Annotated in this window: 20 protein-coding genes and 1 pseudogene; 4 read left to right on the top strand and 17 right to left on the bottom strand. The window is 41.1% G+C overall.

The genetic code is table 11. The annotated features are described in order from the left end of the window. Positions 1–418, bottom strand: a pseudogene (locus ACWATR_RS35440) (ISNCY family transposase); the annotation flags it as partial. A 45-nt stretch (positions 419–463) separates the two neighbouring features. After that, positions 464–730 (bottom strand): hypothetical protein, encoded by a 267-nt coding sequence (locus tag ACWATR_RS35435; protein ID WP_460343571.1) that lies wholly within the window; start codon positions 728–730, stop codon positions 464–466. A 531-nt stretch (positions 731–1,261) separates the two neighbouring features. Here ACWATR_RS35435 and ACWATR_RS35430 point away from each other — a divergent pair. Beyond that, a complete protein-coding gene (locus ACWATR_RS35430; RefSeq protein WP_460343568.1) occupies positions 1,262–3,472 on the top strand; it encodes a heavy metal translocating P-type ATPase in 2,211 nt (736 codons plus the stop codon). A gap of 306 nt (positions 3,473–3,778) precedes the next feature. Here the strand turns inward: ACWATR_RS35430 and ACWATR_RS35425 are convergent, their stop codons facing one another. The 3 genes from ACWATR_RS35425 to ACWATR_RS35415 all read right to left on the bottom strand — a co-directional run bounded on the left by ACWATR_RS35425 (position 3,779) and on the right by ACWATR_RS35415 (position 6,194). After that, complete coding sequence (locus ACWATR_RS35425) at positions 3,779–4,186, bottom strand: hypothetical protein (protein ID WP_460343565.1); 408 nt, start codon at positions 4,184–4,186, stop codon at positions 3,779–3,781. An 83-nt stretch (positions 4,187–4,269) separates the two neighbouring features. Further along, positions 4,270–5,427, bottom strand: coding sequence for a ParB/RepB/Spo0J family partition protein (locus ACWATR_RS35420; protein ID WP_460343657.1), 1,158 nt, complete (start codon positions 5,425–5,427; stop codon positions 4,270–4,272). After that, a complete protein-coding gene (locus ACWATR_RS35415) occupies positions 5,424–6,194 on the bottom strand; it encodes a ParA family protein (protein ID WP_460343654.1) in 771 nt (256 codons plus the stop codon). Before ACWATR_RS35415 ends, ACWATR_RS35420 begins: the two co-directional genes overlap by 4 nt. Positions 6,195–6,517: 323 nt before the next feature. On the opposite strand from ACWATR_RS35415, the gene ACWATR_RS35410 reads away from it, so the two are divergent. Both ACWATR_RS35410 and ACWATR_RS35405 read left to right on the top strand, forming a co-directional pair. After that, a complete protein-coding gene (locus tag ACWATR_RS35410; protein ID WP_460343651.1) occupies positions 6,518–6,787 on the top strand; it encodes a hypothetical protein in 270 nt (89 codons plus the stop codon). A 158-nt stretch (positions 6,788–6,945) separates the two neighbouring features. Further along, the gene (locus tag ACWATR_RS35405) at positions 6,946–7,614 is read left to right on the top strand and encodes a hypothetical protein (RefSeq protein ID WP_460343648.1); all 669 of its coding nucleotides are present in this window, start codon (positions 6,946–6,948) and stop codon (positions 7,612–7,614) included. A 158-nt stretch (positions 7,615–7,772) separates the two neighbouring features. On the opposite strand, the gene ACWATR_RS35400 is transcribed toward ACWATR_RS35405, so the two are convergent. The 4 genes from ACWATR_RS35400 to ACWATR_RS35385 all read right to left on the bottom strand — a co-directional run bounded on the left by ACWATR_RS35400 (position 7,773) and on the right by ACWATR_RS35385 (position 12,370). Next, entirely contained in the window at positions 7,773–8,783 is a 1,011-nt protein-coding gene (locus ACWATR_RS35400) for a ComEC/Rec2 family competence protein (RefSeq protein WP_460343645.1), read from the bottom strand. Then, positions 8,767–9,468, bottom strand: coding sequence for a hypothetical protein (locus ACWATR_RS35395; protein WP_460343642.1), 702 nt, complete (start codon positions 9,466–9,468; stop codon positions 8,767–8,769). The genes ACWATR_RS35400 and ACWATR_RS35395 overlap by 17 nt, the downstream gene beginning before the upstream one ends. Before the next feature lie 5 nt (positions 9,469–9,473). Further along, entirely contained in the window at positions 9,474–11,525 is a 2,052-nt protein-coding gene (locus ACWATR_RS35390; protein ID WP_460343639.1) for an ATP-binding protein, read from the bottom strand. A 275-nt stretch (positions 11,526–11,800) separates the two neighbouring features. Further along, positions 11,801–12,370: a tyrosine-type recombinase/integrase gene (locus ACWATR_RS35385; RefSeq protein ID WP_190900135.1), complete on the bottom strand. Its 570-nt coding sequence runs from the start codon at positions 12,368–12,370 to the stop codon at positions 11,801–11,803. A 334-nt stretch (positions 12,371–12,704) separates the two neighbouring features. On the opposite strand from ACWATR_RS35385, the gene ACWATR_RS35380 reads away from it, so the two are divergent. Continuing rightward, on the top strand, positions 12,705–12,893 hold the full coding sequence (locus ACWATR_RS35380; RefSeq protein ID WP_460343635.1) for a hypothetical protein: 189 nt from the start codon (positions 12,705–12,707) through the stop codon (positions 12,891–12,893). 56 nt (positions 12,894–12,949) lie between these two features. Here ACWATR_RS35380 and ACWATR_RS35375 read toward each other — a convergent pair whose 3' ends face one another. The 8 genes from ACWATR_RS35375 to ACWATR_RS35340 all read right to left on the bottom strand — a co-directional run bounded on the left by ACWATR_RS35375 (position 12,950) and on the right by ACWATR_RS35340 (position 18,898). Continuing rightward, positions 12,950–13,135 (bottom strand): hypothetical protein, encoded by a 186-nt coding sequence (locus ACWATR_RS35375; protein WP_460343632.1) that lies wholly within the window; start codon positions 13,133–13,135, stop codon positions 12,950–12,952. 1 nt (position 13,136) lies between these two features. Then, a complete protein-coding gene (locus ACWATR_RS35370; protein ID WP_460343629.1) occupies positions 13,137–13,715 on the bottom strand; it encodes a hypothetical protein in 579 nt (192 codons plus the stop codon). Between the two features lie 389 nt (positions 13,716–14,104). Continuing rightward, on the bottom strand, positions 14,105–14,326 hold the full coding sequence (locus ACWATR_RS35365; protein ID WP_460343626.1) for a hypothetical protein: 222 nt from the start codon (positions 14,324–14,326) through the stop codon (positions 14,105–14,107). Between the two features lie 648 nt (positions 14,327–14,974). Then, on the bottom strand, positions 14,975–16,867 hold the full coding sequence (locus tag ACWATR_RS35360) for a COX20 family protein (protein ID WP_460343623.1): 1,893 nt from the start codon (positions 16,865–16,867) through the stop codon (positions 14,975–14,977). Beyond that, on the bottom strand, positions 16,864–17,412 hold the full coding sequence (locus ACWATR_RS35355) for a hypothetical protein (protein WP_460343620.1): 549 nt from the start codon (positions 17,410–17,412) through the stop codon (positions 16,864–16,866). Before ACWATR_RS35355 ends, ACWATR_RS35360 begins: the two co-directional genes overlap by 4 nt. 21 nt (positions 17,413–17,433) lie before the next feature. Beyond that, on the bottom strand, positions 17,434–18,150 hold the full coding sequence (locus tag ACWATR_RS35350) for a hypothetical protein (protein WP_460343617.1): 717 nt from the start codon (positions 18,148–18,150) through the stop codon (positions 17,434–17,436). 11 nt (positions 18,151–18,161) lie between these two features. Then, complete coding sequence (locus ACWATR_RS35345; RefSeq protein ID WP_460343614.1) at positions 18,162–18,704, bottom strand: hypothetical protein; 543 nt, start codon at positions 18,702–18,704, stop codon at positions 18,162–18,164. Continuing rightward, complete coding sequence (locus ACWATR_RS35340) at positions 18,704–18,898, bottom strand: hypothetical protein (RefSeq protein WP_460343611.1); 195 nt, start codon at positions 18,896–18,898, stop codon at positions 18,704–18,706. Before ACWATR_RS35340 ends, ACWATR_RS35345 begins: the two co-directional genes overlap by 1 nt.

Genomic DNA, 18,898 nt, shown 5'->3' with positions numbered 1-18,898 from the left:
CAACACTACGTTCAATATCTCGTAATCCTCTAACTTTTTTCTTTAATTCCTTTTTTGCATGTCTATCCGCCTCATATATGGGTTTAATTGCTTCCTTCACGTAATGATAATGACATAAACCATGAGCAATACTAGGTAATGCTACCCTAACAGCTTTGCGAATTGATTGTTGTCCATCACTAACAACGCCATCAAATGGTACATTTAGGGTATTAGTTACTTTTAATAATAACGCCACTAAATCTTCATTTCTTGATGATAATAAGGTTTTAGCTAGTATTATTTTTCCTGATAAGCAATCTCGAATTACCCATAATACCTCATGTCCAATTTCTGGCTGCATCCCATCAATAGCTAATATCACCCGTCCTTGATTTTTAAATATTGCTTTTAACCTTTTATGGTCTTTTAGCCACAAAGAATTTTCTCATCATATCTGTCAATGAGGTGCGTGACCGAACGCTTACCTTATACATATACCCTTTAATTCAAGGTGAGTGTGTATTTCGGGAACACTTCTATGTTCCTGGTAGCGTAATGCTCCTACATAAGCAATCACATCCAAACCAAATTCGTTTTGTGGTAGAGCGAGTGACCCTTCTTGCTCTGGTCGATATGCTTTTTTATACCGCAGACATGACTTATTTTGACATCGACGAATTTTTAGCTGTAGTTCTACTACCCCATAAAACGTTCTTATATGTCGAGGATTATTGTATTCATTCCACATTGCTTGACCGCACGAGGGGCATTTTTTTTGAACACAATCGAGTACTTCAAACGATGTTGCCTCTGGTTTTAACCCATAATCCTGATTGGAGTCAGGAATTAGAAGCTCATCTCAGGGAGGAGCAGCAAAAGCTCTTACAGCAAGACCGTGGTTTTAGCCTGTGATCCACGCTGTGCAGACCGAACTTGTTGCTGAAGAAGGCTCGACTCATACGGTCTTCGGGACGGGCAGAATGATTACTGGTTGGGCCGACAAGTTCAAAAAACTAGCTAAATTCTTTCTTAAGAAGATGAATCTATAAAAAAATGTAAAAAAAATTACTACATAATTAATTGTTACAGTTTGTGAATTAACCTAATCTTTAAAAATAATTGCGTTAGCTAGAAATTAATCAGCAAAAGTATTAAATAGACTTATGTTCACAGTTAGTTTTTCCGTAAGGGTTTGACATAACTATTTCGTGGGATGTTGAAATCTCTATTAGATGAATTCCCACCCATCACATCGCCACACCATTATGAGGGGGAAATCATGACGATCTCCACCAAGCCAGAAATCAGTACGCAAGTGGCTCAACAATCAAAAATTATCACAGGAATTGAGTATTATATAGTACATAAAATTTCCGGTAGAATTAGACTTCGTGTTCCTCTGTTAAACCAAGAACCTGATTACGCTCAACGTCTACAAGAGTTATTAACATCTGATAGCCGTATTTCACAAATTCGCGTTAATTCTTCTTGCAATTCTATTGCAATTGAATATCAATTATCAAATAATAACGATGAGTTAATGCAAGCGTATCTGGTACGTTTGCTTAATGAAGCAATAACAAGTCAAAATTCAAAAGTTAAAAGCCAAAAACTAGCAAAAACTGATGATGGCGTGAAGTTGCCAGCTTTTGCTACAGTTTTAGCTTTACTTGGGTTAGGGTTTCCCATTCCGAGGGCAATGATTGCGGCAACTGTGGCAATAGCCGCTTTACCTATTGCTCAACGTGCTTATGCCAGCATTACTCAAAAACGAAAATTCAATATAGATTGCCTAGATTTTATAGCGATCACCTTAACTTTTGCCCAAGGAAATCTGTTAACACCAGCTTTGATGATGACACTGCATGAAATTGGCGATATGATCCGTGATCGTACCGCACGAGTTACCGAAAATCACGCCGCTGATTTACTTGATTCTTTGGGACATTTCGCCTGGGTGGAACAACCAGATGGACAGAAAAAACGCATTCTTGCCACCCAAGTGCAGCCAAAGGACACAGTAATAGTCTATCCAGGTGAGCAAATCCCTGTGGATGGGCAAATTCTGCGCGGCAAAGCTTTAATTGACCAGCAAAAACTAACTGGCGAATCAATGCCAGTTTTGCGTCATGTAGGGCAAGCAGTTTATGCTTCTACCCTAGTACGAGAAGGAGAAATTTACATTCAAGCTGAACGTGTAGGTGCTTCCACTCGCGCTGGTGCAAGTATCGAGTTAGTGCAACAAGCCCCGGTTCACGATACACGCATGGGTAACTATGCCGCCAACATTGCCGACAAAGCCGTATTACCAGCCTTGATTTTTGCTGGCTTGGTGTTAGCAGCAACCCGCAACCCAGCTAGGGCAGCATCTATCCTTACCCTTGATTTTGTTACCGGGATTCGTGTTTCCCTACCGACAACTTTCTTAGCAGCCTTGCACCACGCTACTAGACACGGTGTTCTCATCCGCAGTGGTCATGCTTTGGAAAAATTGGCAGAGGTGGACATCTTGGTATTTGATAAAACAGGCACTTTGACCAAAGGTGAAATCGAAGTTGTAGAAGTGGAAACCGTAGCTGGGAGAATGTCTAGTCAAAGGCTGGTAACTCTAGCCGCCGCCGCCGAACAACGCCTAACTCACCCAGTCGCCGAAGCCGTAGTCCACTACGCTGAGAAACAAGGTATTGAGATTCTCCCCCGCCAAGAATTTCTCTATGAAATTGGTCTAGGAGTACGAGCGGAAATTGACGGTGAACAAGTTATTGTGGGGAGTGATCGCTTTTTACGTCAGTGTGGTGTTCCCCTCGATTGTCTTTATGAACAACATCGCTGCAACGATGCAGATTGCCCTTCTCATCTAAATTGCCGCATTTCTGCCCATGATTCTTTGTTGTATGTGGCAGTTAATCAAGAATTTCAAGGAGTAATTTATTATACAGACCCCCTACGTCTAGAAAGTGCAGTGGTAATTGAAAAACTGCAAACTGAATACGGTATGGAAATACATCTGTTAACAGGTGATAATCAGTACAGAGCTATAGCTGTTGCCCAAGAACTGCATCTTCCCCTGTCGCAAGTCCATGCTGAGGCATTTCCTGAACAAAAAGCCGAAATTATCCAAAAATTACACAAATCTGGGAAAACTGTAGCGTTTACTGGCGACGGCTTAAATGATTCCATTGCCCTAGCTTATGCTGATGTGGCGATTTCTTTTAGTGGTGGTTCCGAGGTAGCCAGAGAAACAGCTGATGTTGTCTTGATGGATGATAACCTTAGCAGTTTTTTAGAAGCAATTGCGATCGCCCGCCAAACCCAAGCAGTAATAAAACAAAATATCGCTTTAGCTGTCGTTCCCAACCTCGCAGCTTTAGGACTAGCCACAACGACAGGGCTGCATCCCTTAGCAGCCACAGTTATCCACAATGGTTCCGCAATTGCAGCTGGGTTAAATGGGTTGCGTCCCCTCATGCACCGAGATTCACCGATGTAGGGGATGAAGGAAAAGACATCTCGGCTTTATGCAAGCAAATTGGGGTTTTTTGCATTAACCCCCGAAAAGGGGGATTCTAGAATTTGTTGTTGAATGGTACTTCACTCTTTTGATTAGTACGCGATCGGTGAAAGCTAGTCAGGGTGAAGAGTATCACTATTTCTTAGACGATCTAAGAATGGTATTTTGAGACATGTAAAGAGACATAATTCAGACAAGTCTCAAATTGTACACTTTCTGATACGGGGTTTAGCCAAGAATCTTATCTGGCAAGAGTTATAGGGTGATAGCGTCAAAACTCACTTTTCATAATCCCCCTTTTCGAGGGTTTATCCCAAAAACCCCAAACTCATATTCAGTTAAATTCCATCCGCTACTGCGATAATTGCCCTCGAATATTGGAGAAATGTTGATAGTGAACAACGGGCGAAATTGACGGCGATTCGATTCAACTACATAAAGCTGCGGAAAAGCTACAGCGATTGATGGTAATTTTGTTTGCTCAAAGTTCTTTGCACTTTTAAACGGTTGCTTTATGTTTTTAAATAAAGACTCGTCTATTAATAATTTATCGCCTACCAGATTTACGAGAGAGTCCCAGATGTTCGGTTGAGCAGAGTCGTCAGGTTCTACTTTGGCATTACTCAAATTTTCAACATGGATGTAATCTAACCAAGCTTTGAGTAATGCTCGAATCTGTGAATCTGATGCCATCTCTGTTTCTCCCCTCGCACCCAATAATGAATCAAAGGTAAAAAGACTCTAAAAGTAGAGATTACCTGACAATTCACCCCAAGTCACTCATCCCCTAGTAAGGCTTCGAGCTTGTTCAAAAGGTTTACTAGCTGCTTTTGCTTTCTAGGTTCTTTCCAAAGCTGACGCTTTTTAATGCGCTGGGTGATATTTTGGAGGCGGTCTGGTATTTGGTTAGTTGCTTTAGATGAGGATGCTTGTTCATCATCCGTCCAAGCTGTGATTTTTTCTTTGATTTGACTTAAAGACCAATCCGAGGCTATCGCTTCGGACAAAAGTTTTTTTCGGATTTCATTATTTCTTACCCGCGCCAAGACTTGTGCTTTGGTGTATTCCAGTTGACCAGAACGCAGTGCTATTAAAATTTCTTCGGGCAGATTGAGCAAAGGTAAGCGTGTGGTAATGAACGATAGCCAATTCATGAGTCCCAGGCTCTCAAACACCTGTTGTACCGTGTTTGATTGTTCTTCATCTAGGTTAGGAGAAACGTTTTTACTAGATTCAGTTTCATCGGCTAAATGGTCAGAAACGTTGTCCTCAGTTTGTGGATTATCGGGGTTAGGAAAAACGTTTTTACTAGATTCATTTTTATCGGCTAAATGCTCAGAAATGTTGTCCTCAGTTTGTGGATTATCTGAGTTAGGAAAAACGTTTTTACTAGATTCATTTAATGAGGATTTTGACGGCTGTTCCCCCTTACTGTGAGCGTTTTTCATTCGATACAGCAAGGATTTCACGGCTTCTACATCGCAATGCAGCCGGATTGCCAACAGGTGCAAGATCCCTTCAGTTTCTTCAACAGGGTTCAGGTCTTCTCGTTGCAGGTTTTCAATCAAAGCCAACTGAAACGCTTGGTCATCAGATAGCTCACGCACAACCACAGGCGCGACTTCAAGTTTTGCTTCTTGTCCTGCCCGATAACGTCTTTCTCCTGCTACTAGTTCGTATTTTCCCCCACCTAGTGGACGCACCAACAAAGGTTGGAGGATGCCATACTGTTTGACTGATTCAGTTAATTCTTTTAATGCTTGTGGGTCGAAGTATCGTCGGGGCTGGTGTTGGGGCAGAACTATATCTGAAAGTTTGATAGTAGTTTCAGTTGCGGCTGGCGACTCGGCATCTGGGGAAGATAACCAAGGTGCAGGTGGTGGAGTTGTAATTTGACCCCCAAAGGGTTTGTCTGTTTGTTTGCGTCGGATCATAAAGCCTCCAAAGCCTTAGCGATTTCTTCAAGAATAGCGACTACAGGATGTTTAGGGTCAAATACTGCTAGAGGCGCACGTTCTTCTGACGCATCGACAAAAGCGGTGGCTCTGGGTATGGGTGGGAAGATCCGACCCCAAGCTGAAAGTTGAGATTGGATAGCTGCCAATGCGCGTTTATCGGCTGAGTTCTGGTTGGCATACCGTGTAGGAACAAACCCGGCTATAGTGATTTTGCGGTTGGCTTTATTTTTTACGTGGGTAATAGTTTGTAAAAGTTCGTCTGTTCCCTCAAAGGCTTTGAGATGGGTTTCAACGGGAACGAGGACGTGTGTGGCTGCGACTAAGGCGATATAGGAAAGCAATCCTAAGCTGGGGGGACAATCTATAAGAATGAAGTCGTATTCCTCTAAAACGAATTCAACGGCTTCCTTAAGGCGCAACTCGCGCATCGCAGCACTGACTAACTGCATTTCGGCTCCACTCAGCACTCGGCTTGCTGGAACCAAGTCCATGCCGTGAATGCCCTCATGAATCGGTAAGGGCTGCTCGTCGATAATGGCATCAGCAACGGTTTTTTGTAACTGAGATGGCACTAACCCCATGAATTTAGTCAAGCTTGCTTGGGGGTCTATGTCGATGAGGAGAACACGATGTTTTCGTCGCGCTAGGTGGTATCCCAGGTTTTGGGTTAGTGTCGATTTGGCGACACCACCCGCCTGGTTAAACAGGGCAATAATGCGGCATGGCTGGTCAGAAGCTGACACGGGCTTTGGTTCCTAGAAGATACGTTGAGGTTTGGTCAACCGACTTGGTTTTAGTTTCCAGTTTACGTGTATCAGATGAAAAAAGTTTTATTTTAGATAGAAATTGCCGTTCTAGTTTATATAACTTTGCCTTTATTTGAGCAACATGTTTGTAAGAAATTGTCGTGGTTGCTTCCCCGAACTTTCTATTTTCGCCGGCTCACAAGTTCTTCATATTCTTTAGCTACAAGTTAAATGAAGCTTATGGGGATTATGATTGCACTCTTTTCTCACAGTCCCTTGAGTGATCCTGACATATAAATAATAGTTTGGAGAAAGAAGTAATGAGTAATACCGACGTTTTTATCAAATGTCCAAAATGCGGTTTCAGTTCCGATTATGATGTTCCATCAAATGAAACTATTGTTTCCCATAAAATATTAAATGCTGAGAAGCGGTTGATACAGTGTAAGAATCCAAAAGGATGTTCAGAAGCATTAGTTATTTGGGTAGAGCGTGAACCTGACGACTATTATTACGATCCTCCTCAAGCTCCTTGGGTAGAGCGTGAACCTGGCGACTATGATTACGATCCTCCTCAAGCTCCTAGGTAGCAGTTAGGTCGAGGGGGAGTATTATCTCCCGCTCGACCTGACTGATACCCTCCTTCACATAATAGTTTAAGGTAAAAAAATCTCGCAAAAAAGTGTGCGAAGCATTGCAAGTGTAATGTGTTACGACAGCGGGAGGTTGGTTTTTAAACACCATAAGTTTGGTACTGACTAAATTTTTTCTCATACTACAATGCATTCAATCTTCCGCTTTTTCAGTAATATTTTCTGTTGCAGGCGAGGGTACAGACAAAAATAGAATTATAGATTTATTGCAAGAAAAAGGAAGCGATACAGAGATGGCAACTGATAATGAACCTTCTGATTCACATCAAAAAAAGGAAATAAAAGCACTATTGGCAAGCAAAGCTGATTTGAATTGGAGTAATCTATTTTGGGAACAAATCAAAACAACAATTACTCGAATTGAAGAGGGTGCCAAACAAATTATTTCGATTGCAACATTTTCTCAAACTATTTATTTTGCTGCAATTTCATTTACTACAGTCAAACAAGGTCTCCATTTATTGCCTCCTTTCCAACAAAGGCTGTTTATACTTTTATTTTTATTGCCTTTGATATGTTGGTGTGCGAGTTTATTAGGAGCAACCCTTGTTTTAATCCCCCGGCATTTTCCCAAATATAAAGCTCATCCAGATTATCCTGATCAAGTAGAAAGAAGATTTTGGGTTATTGTGAATTACAAATTTTACTGGTTAAAAATTGCTCAAATTATTTTGTGGGTTGGCTTCTTTCTGTTAATTGTTAGCGCATTCATCTACTTTGCGTTTATTCCACTACCCCCAACACCTGCTACAAACTCCCTATAGCTGTAGCGAACTGCAAACATAAACGCTTCAAACCGCAAACAAGGCGATTTTGAAACCACATTAAGGTTCTTGGCCACTTTTGGTGATGATGAAAGGTTACGCGCTTTAAGGCAGAAGGCAGTAGGGTTCTTATTCAAAGACTAATTAAAATAGAATAACTATACTGGTAAAACTGTAGATAAAAACTTTCGGCACATTGGGCTAGTTACTTGATTCATAATAAAATCTTTATGTAAAGCCATCTCAGCATAAGTTGCCCTGTTACCATCTATTTTGATAGTAATAGTTCCTCCACAACAGCTATTACTATTAAGCCCCCTGGCAGGAAGTGTATTTAAATGTGTAGGCTTTGAACTAGGAAGACTAGTAGTACATTGTTGGGATAATTGAGTGCATAAAATATGAGCATCTGGAACTGAAGAAATAATACCCTCTACTATTTCTGTGCGGGGATTATTAAAACGATTCCTATCAATTGAGAATATTATTAACTTTGGTTGGATAAAAGTACAAAATTGCTGGGCAAATATTTTAGGATCTGCACTCCCTGGTTTTCCACCATGATGAGGAAAAACAAGTATGTCAGCACTCAAACTCTTTTGATCTTGAATCAAATTGTCAAAGCCTACATTATCAATATCTGCTGCTAGTATAGCGACTCTGTGAGAATCGTGAACTATACCGATAACGGCTGATATTGAGTTAGAAGTTAATCGCCTTCCTTGTAAATCTGTTCCTCCAGCACCACCTAAATTTAATTCAGGTGTTGGTGCCAGAATTTCTATATTAACTGAACCAATGTTCAAACTTCCTGTTTTTGTTGTTGTCAATTCTGATGAAACGTTAGTTCCAAAACGTTGGCGTGCGTCTTTTAAAGCAATACGGAAATCTAACCAAATTGCACTTTTCTTAATTGCATCAGGGTTTATATGTACGTTGTGAATTTTGATATATTCATTTGAGAGTAAGTCAATCATACCTCCAATATGATCTGCATCAGAATGGGAAATGAGGATATGTAAAATCTCTTTAATAGATAGATACTCAAGAGTTTCTGCCAACGTACCCCCAGGTGGACAGTCAATAACGATTACATCATTTGCATCTCTGATTAACGCACAATTTCCATGTCCAACATCTAAAATAATCAGTTCAGGCGAGTCCATCATCTTCATCTGGTTCAGGTGCTAATTCAAATTTTTCAAAATACAGGTCATCAGATTTTTCTGCTCCTGTGTTTACGTGAGCAAATAAACGGATATTTGGTTTTAATACAACTCTAATATTTTCTGGAATCAGAGAAGCTGGAAAACGAACAGCCTTATGGGGATTCCAACCTGGAACAAATGCATCTACAACAGGTTCATGAGATTCTTCATCAATATTAGTAATCCTAACTATCGTTCTACGAGGTTTTCTAGTACTCGGTATTTTACCAGAAAGTTCTAAGGTACAATCTTCTATTCCCTTAGCAATGCTTGAAGCGTCGGCTTCTTCTCGACTTAGTAGTACAGGTATTTTATGTCTCCATTTTCTAATCGAAAAAGATGTATCCATTTCTGTATACTGAGTTATTAACAATGATGGAAATTTCAAATCGTATAGATTTGCAACTAATTCTGCTCCATAAAAGTTAGCAAATCCAGAATTCATCAATCGATGATCGCACACAGCACCTTGAGTATTTTCTCTAATCAAAGATACTAAATCATTGACTTTAAGAAAGTGTCTATTGTCTAATAAAAATGGTTCATATCCTGCTTCTTCTACTTCCCAAGCTGTTAATTCTGCTAAGTTTTTATCATCATCAATAATAGCTATTTTTCTATCATTAAAAACTGGTGTCATGATCATAAAAATTATTCTCTAATAAGTGTTAGTTCTACAATAAATTCTGCTCCACCTAATTCCCCTTTTGGAATCGCATCTACCGAGCCTCCCAGATCAGTTACAGAATCTCTCACAATCGTCAATCCTAAACCTGTACCACCTTCCCTAGTGGTTTTACCAGGTAGCCAAATTTCGTCTATTTTGATATTATTAATTCCTAAAGCGTTATCTAAAAATTTAATTTTTAAATTACTTTCTTCAATTTCAGTTCTAATAACTACTTTACGTTCTTCTATGCGTCCACCTTCAACATTAAAAGCATTTATAGTATTTGTTAAAAGATTTGTAATAATTGCTTCTAGCAAAGCATTGCTTCCATAAATACAAGGGGTACCATCAACTTTTTCTTTGATAACTTGAATTTTACCTTCATCAAAAAAACTTTCAAAAAGTGCAACAATATCATCAATAACACTATGGACATTTACAACACCTGCACGACGTTTTTCTCGTTTCAACAGATGCAGGGGAAAATTAGAAAAGCGTAGCAATGACTTACTTACTTGATAAAGCTTTGTAACTGGTTCTCCTAAATAGTGTTCATATTTTTCTCCCAGAATTTTTTTACCCATTTTTTCTATTCTGTTAGCTATTTTTTCAATCGAAGTCACTGGTTTGCCAGATTCATGAGCGAAAACTGCTGCGGTTGTTCCGGCTGTAGCCAGACTACGATAAAGCTGAAGGTCTTCACGTAATACCTTGGCTTCACGTTCTGTTACAGTTTCGTATTGCTGAACAGCTTCTAGGACTTTAGGACGAGATTCTTGAGGAACTTCTTCTTCAATAACTTCTTCAATCCTGGCTTTAGCTTGTGTAATATCACGAGGAACTTGTTTCTTAACCCTTTGTCTTTGCGTTTCAGTGACTTTAAGCCTTTCTTTCGCCATCCATTCCAACACATCAATTGCGAAGCGTTTTAACTCTAAAAAAGCTTCATTTTCAATAAAACCAAGCCGATCAGTTTTCTGAAGTAACATATCGTCTGGGTCATTAACAATTACTCTACCAATAACTGTTTTTGTTGAAGGACGAACCTCTGGATTTCTTGCTCGTGCATAATTTAAATTCAACCAATCATCGTCCGGATCTCCATAGGGTTTTACCCGCAAACCTCGATGGTAGAGACGAACATTTCCTACTTGAGCAAGCCATTCTCTAACTTGTGTGACAGAAATAGAAGTTTTTCTAGCTGAGAAACTTTGAGGATTTAGCAGGAATACCCACAGTTCAAATTTTGTTGGAGGTGTTTTGTAAAGCTCTTGAGAAATATCACTATGTTTTGCCTGAAAAATTACGTTATTCTGCCAATCCAGCAAATTTGCTTCAGCAATTCCAAGTTCATTTATACTAGCTTCCAAATGATATTCAGCATCATCAAAGTAAGCATTGTTTACTTGCTTTTCAACTTCCGAAAATTCTGGAGCAATAAGTTTCAGGCGAAAACCTGCATGATTATCAAATGGATCTGCTAGGAGTAAAAGTTCCCTAGCTAGTCTTTGAATATCACGTTTATTAAATATATTTTTAAGATTGCTGACGATAATATCAGTTCCATGCCGTTGATTAGTACTACTTTTTTGGACATCAAAAGGAACATCTTCTACTACATCAGCTTCCTGAAAATCATCCCAAGTAATCGTTAAAGAATATTCAAAACCTGGTTCATCTTTAGGTCTAGTTTTCAAAAGTACTTGAGAACCCATCTGTAAAGCGGCTAACCTACCTAATCCTTTATTACCTACAGGTAAGCGACCTAATTGAGTAACTTCACGGATAGCTTTTTTCGAGCGGCCTAGCACTAGCCATCCCTCGCTAATGGCATCTTTATCCATACCAACACCGTTATCTGAAATAATAATCAAGCCACCTATGGCGCTAGTTTTGATAAGTTCTACTGTGCATTCAGTAGCATCAGCATCATAAGAGTTCTTAACCAATTCGATGATTCCTTGGTCTGGATTCGGAACGAGTTCTTCTCCCAGCCTTTGCAGAATTTTTGGTGAAAACTTAAAATGCATCATTATTTAGCTATAATCTCAATAATTTGTACTTGATTAATTTAATTCGCTGTTATTTACCGATAAACTCTAGTCCTATCTAAGTCCATTAGTCAGCAAGGATAAAGAGTTGACATAGTGGAGTAAGGCATAAAGACTATTTAGCCTTGATTATCTACCTAAATTTTAAATCTTCCGCTTTAGCCTAGCAAACAAGACCCTATCTTTAAGCGATCGCTAATATTCGGCTGCTTCCTTCTTAACAAAAATGTCGAGATAAATCCATTTCCCTACATTATTCAAAAATCCAAAGCAGAGATAGCGTTCTGCTTCTGCTTCTCAGTTACCCCCAGGTAACGCTCCAAAGCTGCCAAAGTCCGATGCCCCGATATCTCCTGAATGTGGCGCAACGGTATCCCGGCATCGCTCATCCGGGTTAACGCAGTTCTCCGAAAGCTGTGGGTACTAACGCCCTCAATGCCCAGCCGCACACAGGTATCTCTAAGGATTTTGTCAGCGCTGACCTTGTGAATATGTAAGAGTCCATGCCTGCCGGGGAACAAGAACTCCTTGCGGCGATTGGGGTTGTACTCTTCCAAATACTGCTTAAGCTTGGGATGCACTTGGATTTCCCTGGTGTCCCGCTTGCCTTTGGTGTTGACGCTGCGTAGTACTAACACGCCCCTGACACCGTTGCTGCCAAACACATCTTTCACCGCTAAAGTACAAGCTTCGTTGATTCGGCAAGCAGCATAAAGGCACACGCCGAACAATGCCCGATCGCGTGGGTTGACAAAGCCCTCGGTAAATAGGACATTAATTTGGTCAGGGGTAAGGATTTCTGCCCTGCCGAACCGGTTGATTTTCATAGGGTCTAGCTTACATGGTCTAAGTGCAAATTAACAATGTAAGCGACCAAAAAGCCTATTCTATCGTGAGCGATGACACCCGATTAACCCAGACTTATCAATCAGCCCGAAAGCATGAACGCTACAACCCGCATTCCGTCGTTGGCTGATTAAATTTGCTTATGCTTATAGCGCGATTACCACTTGCAGGTATAATATTCTCCAATGAATGCGGTTATCAAGCGCTCATTCCAGTCCACAATAAAAGCCCCGGATTCATAGATATCTTTAGGGGGCATTGATATCAATCCTGATATCATCAGTTCTGATCCGAATATAGCGATCGCTGCTAACAGTGGCGTGGTGGCGAGGTCAGTTTGGGGCGTGTGGTACGGGTCTAGCCATTAGCAAGAGAATTGAACGTTTAGCGAGTTTGACGACATTTCTCCAAAAGGCACTAAGAGAAAGCAACCATCTACAGATTAGCTATCAAGCCCAAGCCTTAGATCAGGGGTCATTGGAACGAGTCATAAAACGCCGCTAAACAAAACCCTTCCAAGGATTAGTAGGAAGGGTTTTGCTCTTTCTATACGGTAAAGATTATCCTTGATTGTTTTCTGAAAACAAGTGAGATACCCCTAGTTTTCCACCAACTTCGGGATTTTTGAAAAGATTTTCCCAGTCTTTGTAAGTCCTCACCTTACCAGTACCAGCTTTTACTTGCTCTGGAGTTAATGAGTGTCGGATTATTGTCGGAGTAATCCGACGATTAGCGTAAGTAATCAATCTAGCTTGTCGTGGTGTCGATAACTGTCGGGCTACCCCAAATTTTCTCATGGAGTTGGGAATATTCAATTGCGGCAATGCGTGTAAACTCAAACGCATGAACTTTTTCTCCCGCTCCTAAGTCTACTGTACTAGTGTACTTCATTCTAATCTTTTTGTCGTAATAATCAAAAGCTCCAGCCTTTGAAAATAGAAAGACAAGTTTTTCAACTCCTGAACAATGCTGTAAACCTACATTGACACAATACCAGATTAGCCACTTTCCTACAGGCTCTATCAATCTATTAGCATTTTTACCACGACTGATTGGATTAGCTTCTAGACTGTCAATTGCTACAAACTGGTGATTATTTTTAGGGTAAAGTCCATATTGAACTAATCCCCAGACTTGGTTTTCAACAGAAATCTTGATGATAGCTTGACCTTCTGTCCTACTAGACCTCCATATATCCACCCAAGGAAAAGTCCAGTCTTTAGGCATATCAGAAGCTTGAGCAGGTGCTAAAATAGCTTTTTGATTTATTGTTTTTTGAGTTCTAACTGAAACACAGTATGTCCCAATATTAGGTATTAAGTTCATAATATAAAATATCCTGCCAAAGTGCGATCACACCCTCAACAAAAATTAAGTAACTTAAAAAAATGCTTGTGGAATCAAAGCTTTGTACCACAAGCATTGCAGATCACTAGTCCTGTTAAGCCTAGTAGTACGCCAAGAAAACTTTGCATGGTGGCTAGCTCCAAGGGCAGAGGGGCAGAGGGGAAAGAACTTGATATTTGAACTCTCCTCTGCACCCTTGCACCCCTGCTCCTCTGCCTGCCCCCACCTAACATTTTTGGGTTGGCAGACTACTAGTTGTTCGGTCATACTCACCAATTTCTGGATGTCCAGAAATTTTAGTTAGGCATCGACCGACAACCATCGATCACTCAAAAAGTCACTTTTTAGGGCGACCCAGTATCAAGCAGTTATTGATGATCTATTAGCTTCTTTACCATTTCGATCACTGAAGTTGATGCTGGCTTCGACTTGAACTGAAACACTGGGGTTGTGACTTCAATATTCAGGCTTCCCCAACAGTTCAGCAGCAAGCTGATCGCAATCAATTGCGCTTTATGGTTAGGTTGCAGCAGCTTATTTTTTGGTTTTAATAAGCTAGAATAGAGTTGTAGATTAATTTGATTTTTCATGTAATATCCTCTTTGGACGTAAAAGAAGGGTTTTGCAGGAAAAACATTCACAAAATACTGTATGCACCAGGTGGCACTGGTACATCGCATATTTTGATAACAGCGCGAGTACTTGAGTCCTCGCGCTTGTTTGTTGTAAAATTTATTTCTCTTTCACAAGATAACACAAAATTTTAAATTTGAGGATGGATATGGTACAAAAAACTGAGCCACTTTTCAAAAAATTGTTAGATGATTCATTTTTATTTTAATTTCTCCAAATCCTTATCCAATAACCACTTGACAGTTATTTATTAATATTAAAAAATAACCACTTGACAGTTATTTTTAATTCAGTCTAGGTAAGGGTTTGGAGTTTTATTAATAATAATCAACCTACTAGAGTGATAATAATAAACTTAATATTATTAACTTAAAGATTTTACTTTTTACCCTTTGGAGTCAAAGATTAATACTTTTTCGATATCAAAATTGATTTATTGATACTAAGCAAGTATTAATCTAGCTATGGAACTGGTTTTCGATTCCTGAGAGGGCTATTCGCGGTAGACTTTCGGTAAAAAGAATAATTAGCGGCAAGTCTGTCTACTGTCTTAACTCTGTCTAGATGTCTGTCTGCCTCTGCCTCCTGCTGTATAAGGATTCTGTCTACTTCTGTCTGTCCTGTCCGTCTGTCCGATTTTCAGTGATTTCGATGGTCGTAGCATCCAGCCAGACGGCCAGACTGTTCTCAACCAGTTCGTTAAACAGTCGCTTCAATTCCTCCGAACTGAACCGTTGACCCTTGACTTTAAAGTTGGGCTGTATCTCCTGTATGACTGCCGATGTTCTCCCGGTGCGTTGGAGGTATTGCAGCAGGGATTGGGCAACAGGTGTTAGGGATGGGGTAGGGCTAGAGCCAGATGAAGGCTTATCTAAATTAAATTCCAGTTGCCAGATGCGCTCGGCTGTTTCTCTTTCGCTTGAAAGTTTTGGGTCTACCTTTTTGGTATTGCTTTGAGCATCGCTTATCACAGATTCATCAAGCCTAAAATCAATTCGCTTGTGGTCAAGTTTAGGCAGTTCAATATCAATCCATTGACCATGCCCAGGTAGCTTAATCTTGCCCTGACCGCTAGCTTTTGCCTCTGTCGTGATTGGGTCAATAGTTGCAATTAGTTCTACTTCTAACAGTGCTGCATCTCGAAGTTTTGATAATCCTTTGGCTTTGGCTAAAATCTCCATTGTGCGGTCATGGGCGACAAACAAAGGAATCATTAATTGTTTGCGAGATTCAGTCATGGCACAGCGAAACCACCTGCCAACAAAATCAGGGTCGGGCTTCCATTTTTCATCCTCACAATCGTCTGGCATTGGCTCAATTATGTTATCCGTCCAAGTGGTAAATTCTTCACAGATAACTGATAGCATCTTGCCGCTATTTCTTAACTGTTCTGTCCACTGTTCTTCTGTCAATCCACTCTTGCGGTAATCTTCATAGCGCTGGCGCATTTCATCCATGTACCATTGCATGAATTCGGCTATTTCTTTGTAGCCGGTAATCAGCCGCACACCTCGCCATTCGACCTGTGTGCCGTGCGGGTCAAGCGCTACGATATTCCACCCAGCTTGTACTTTTTTCCAAATAATTTCTCTGGTAGTCCAGGACTTACCTGCACCCATGCCACCAAATATCAAAGTGGGGTAGCCGATGGTGTTGTTAATCCAGCGATATTTGTCAGTGGGAGCGATCACCGGCTGTTCTCCCCCAGTAACCTTGTCGTTCGGGTCAATCGTCCCTTGCAATGTCTGACTACCTTGTAGATAAGGCGTTTTCATCTCACGAAGCTGCTTAATGTACTCTGCCTTCTGTTGCTCGGTCATCCCAGCCGTTTGCGCCTCAAAAATAGCGTCAGTTGCCTCCATCTGGGTCACTTCAATTTCCGTGTGGGCGTAAATCTCGGCTTTTTGGATATCAACGGTGCGATCATTGGCCACTAGATCCAGGTCAGCTTGCAGTTGAACTTCTGCGATCGCAACATCTCGGTAACTGTCTAACAACTCGGAACGTGCAGCCATCTCTGCTTTTGCAGCATCCCGTTTTTGGGCGATGTCTTCAAATACTGCCCTCTGCTTCTCCTCATTTTGACAATGGCGAAGCATCCACCCAGCTAGCGCAAACCCCAGGAATCCACCAAACGCCCAAAACGCTTTATATGGGTTAGTTGCTTTGACTAAGCCGTTTACCCCCATAGCTGGGTTACGCACTATTTGGCGCGGCATTCCATCACTCTTCCACTGTGACCAATAAAATGGGGTCATCCTGAAAGGTCGTCCATTTTTATCCTCACAGGTCAATGTTTTTGAAGGGGTTTTGACACAAAAGTAGATCCGATCACTGCTGGTTCCTTTCCAAGCCATCGCAGCCGAGCTAATACCCACAGTTAAACTCAGCCCAATGGCAACAGCTTTCTTGTCCATTGGTAGGCGACCAAACCACAACATTAAACCCGATTGTTGCGACTCAGATAACTGTTTATGTTTGTCTGTTAAATAATTCATTTACTCTTACCACCACGAAATAGAAAAATCATTAGTATCGCTAGAAATATGCCCACTCCTGCACCATCCATCCAACTTGAAGATTCAGCAGTTTTTGGCTTATAAACCGACTCAATAGAAGTCTTAACTGTACTAGTAGAAATTCTCGATTCGTTCCACTCGCTTAACGGTTCATTGAGCGCACACAATAACGCTAATGACGCACTGCAACCAGTCATTAGATTAGTGACGAAATTATTAAACCCCTCACCTGTTGCAGTGGCAGTAAAGTACAGGTGTGCAGTACCAACAGCAAGGAACATTCCAACTGGGTGAACTTGCAACAGATGAAAGGTGAAAATAACTGCACTATTTAGACAACTGCCAGCGACAATCTCACAGGCATTACCAGCACGTCTAAATGTCCGACCTCGGTTATTTTCTGGTAATGGTTGTGGCTGTTCTGGTTGTTGATGCTGATGTTGTTGTTGTGATTTCTGTGCCAGCCCTTCATGCAAAAAAGGGCTGACGCTATGAGGATCTTCATTTCGTTTCCTTACTAGCATCAGCCTGACCTAATTAATTGATTATCTGTCGCCTAGTTTCTGCCACAAGTTACCTAACATCGCACCCCAACCGCGAACTGTTCCTGTTGCAGAAACACTAGACGCAGGTGCATGATTTTGGCTAGTAACTGGTATTACTTCTTGGGGTGTTTGGTTCGGCTCCAGCGCCCTTGAGCCGTACCGCGCACGGGCTAAAAGTTGTTGGCGTTTCTCTCTCAAACCCGTAGTAATTGCTTGCCTTTCGGCTTGTACAATCTGCCTATTTTCTATGCCGCTAATCTTGTTTTCATGCCGCCAAAGTTCAGCTTGTAAATCTTGATGTAATTGGGCTGCAACTTCGGTTAAGGCGTGTTTGCGCTTTTGGTCAATCCGCAACAAGTCGGCTCTATCTTGGGCATCAATTTTACTCATTTCTGAATCAAATTCCGAATTGAGTTTGCGAATCTTGGCAATAGCACCTGCAACATGAGAGCCATATTGTTTACGAAGTTCTGTCCAGGTCACTTGCCCTTTTGTTAACTTCTCCATCGCCTCAAAGACGACCTTGGCATTGTCCAGAAAAGGTTCTAATCGGTCACTCAACTCTTGGGCATTATTCGCATAATCCGCAAACTGTTCGAGCTTATTTATATCAGAGAGATACCCCAAAATATCAGACTCAAACCCTCCCCATGCTTGTGCTTTTTCATCAATGTGGCTTGCATGACCAACTACCGGATTACGTATTGCAAAGTCCATTACTGAACCTCCTAATAAGGGATGTAGTCATAGTCGATATTCCTGGATGATTGGGGCAGCTTATCCCAATACCCCATGTCTTCAAATCGGCTATAAATTCTCGCTGCTAGTTGCCTTACGGGGTCGTCAAAATCTTCAGAAATTAAATCAAATCTCTTCTCACCAAATGCCAGAATATTTGCAATATCCGGGTCAATCCCGTTGCCCAAGAATTGACCAAATGCAGCAGAGTATGGATGGTCATCAATGGTTTCATGAGTTGCTAGAAATTCCGTCCCGGTGAAGGGTGGGTAATCTTCACTCTCGAATATTGGTGTGGAAAGTGCCTCAATATCTGCCTCAATCCTTGCTGCCCATTGTTCAGGACTCTCGGCTTTGAACTGCTCTAATCTCAGGGCGCAGTCAGTCAGAGGTGAACGTCCCCAATCGTTGGGATTTTTGTAATCAAGTGCCATGCTGTTAAAATCCTTTTGTACTTTCGTTTTTGCGGCGAGAGATACATACCAGAGTGAGGCGATTGCAATGATTGGTCGTCGGTGCAATCGCTTCATCATCAGTTTTCACAAAACTCAACAAGTTCAAAAACCTCCCTCTGCACTTGGTAAAGACTTAATTCTTTGCGCCTGCCTTTCGAGTCATTGAAAACGAAAGGTGCATTGACTCGACAATTAGACCGATGGCTGTAGCGCAATTGTTGACCGCGAAATTGGTAGAGGTGGTTACGCTGTAAGGCTGTCGTTTCTAACAT

The sequence above is a fragment of the Nostoc sp. UIC 10890 genome (assembly GCF_054786515.1).
Note: the sequence above shows the minus strand (reverse complement) of the source record. Positions and strands in the feature narration are given on the sequence as shown.

Bases quoted from the DNA above. Each gene is read 5' to 3' on its own strand.
- ACWATR_RS35430 (WP_460343568.1), top strand. From the start codon at position 1,262: ATGACGATCTCCACCAAGCCAGAAATCAGTACGCAAGTGGCTCAACAA.
- ACWATR_RS35410 (WP_460343651.1), top strand. From the start codon at position 6,518: ATGAGTAATACCGACGTTTTTATCAAATGTCCAAAATGCGGTTTCAGT.
- ACWATR_RS35350 (WP_460343617.1), bottom strand. From the start codon at position 18,150: ATGGACTTTGCAATACGTAATCCGGTAGTTGGTCATGCAAGCCACATT.
- ACWATR_RS35370 (WP_460343629.1), bottom strand. From the start codon at position 13,715: ATGAACTTAATACCTAATATTGGGACATACTGTGTTTCAGTTAGAACT.
- ACWATR_RS35420 (WP_460343657.1), bottom strand. From the start codon at position 5,427: ATGATCCGACGCAAACAAACAGACAAACCCTTTGGGGGTCAAATTACA.
- ACWATR_RS35390 (WP_460343639.1), bottom strand. From the start codon at position 11,525: ATGATGCATTTTAAGTTTTCACCAAAAATTCTGCAAAGGCTGGGAGAA.
- ACWATR_RS35340 (WP_460343611.1), bottom strand. From the start codon at position 18,898: ATGTTAGAAACGACAGCCTTACAGCGTAACCACCTCTACCAATTTCGC.
- ACWATR_RS35345 (WP_460343614.1), bottom strand. From the start codon at position 18,704: ATGATGAAGCGATTGCACCGACGACCAATCATTGCAATCGCCTCACTC.
- ACWATR_RS35365 (WP_460343626.1), bottom strand. From the start codon at position 14,326: ATGAAAAATCAAATTAATCTACAACTCTATTCTAGCTTATTAAAACCA.
- ACWATR_RS35360 (WP_460343623.1), bottom strand. From the start codon at position 16,867: ATGAATTATTTAACAGACAAACATAAACAGTTATCTGAGTCGCAACAA.
- ACWATR_RS35425 (WP_460343565.1), bottom strand. From the start codon at position 4,186: ATGGCATCAGATTCACAGATTCGAGCATTACTCAAAGCTTGGTTAGAT.
- ACWATR_RS35385 (WP_190900135.1), bottom strand. From the start codon at position 12,370: ATGAAAATCAACCGGTTCGGCAGGGCAGAAATCCTTACCCCTGACCAA.
- ACWATR_RS35395 (WP_460343642.1), bottom strand. From the start codon at position 9,468: ATGATCATGACACCAGTTTTTAATGATAGAAAAATAGCTATTATTGAT.
- ACWATR_RS35435 (WP_460343571.1), bottom strand. From the start codon at position 730: ATGTGGAATGAATACAATAATCCTCGACATATAAGAACGTTTTATGGG.
- ACWATR_RS35355 (WP_460343620.1), bottom strand. From the start codon at position 17,412: ATGCTAGTAAGGAAACGAAATGAAGATCCTCATAGCGTCAGCCCTTTT.
- ACWATR_RS35400 (WP_460343645.1), bottom strand. From the start codon at position 8,783: ATGATGGACTCGCCTGAACTGATTATTTTAGATGTTGGACATGGAAAT.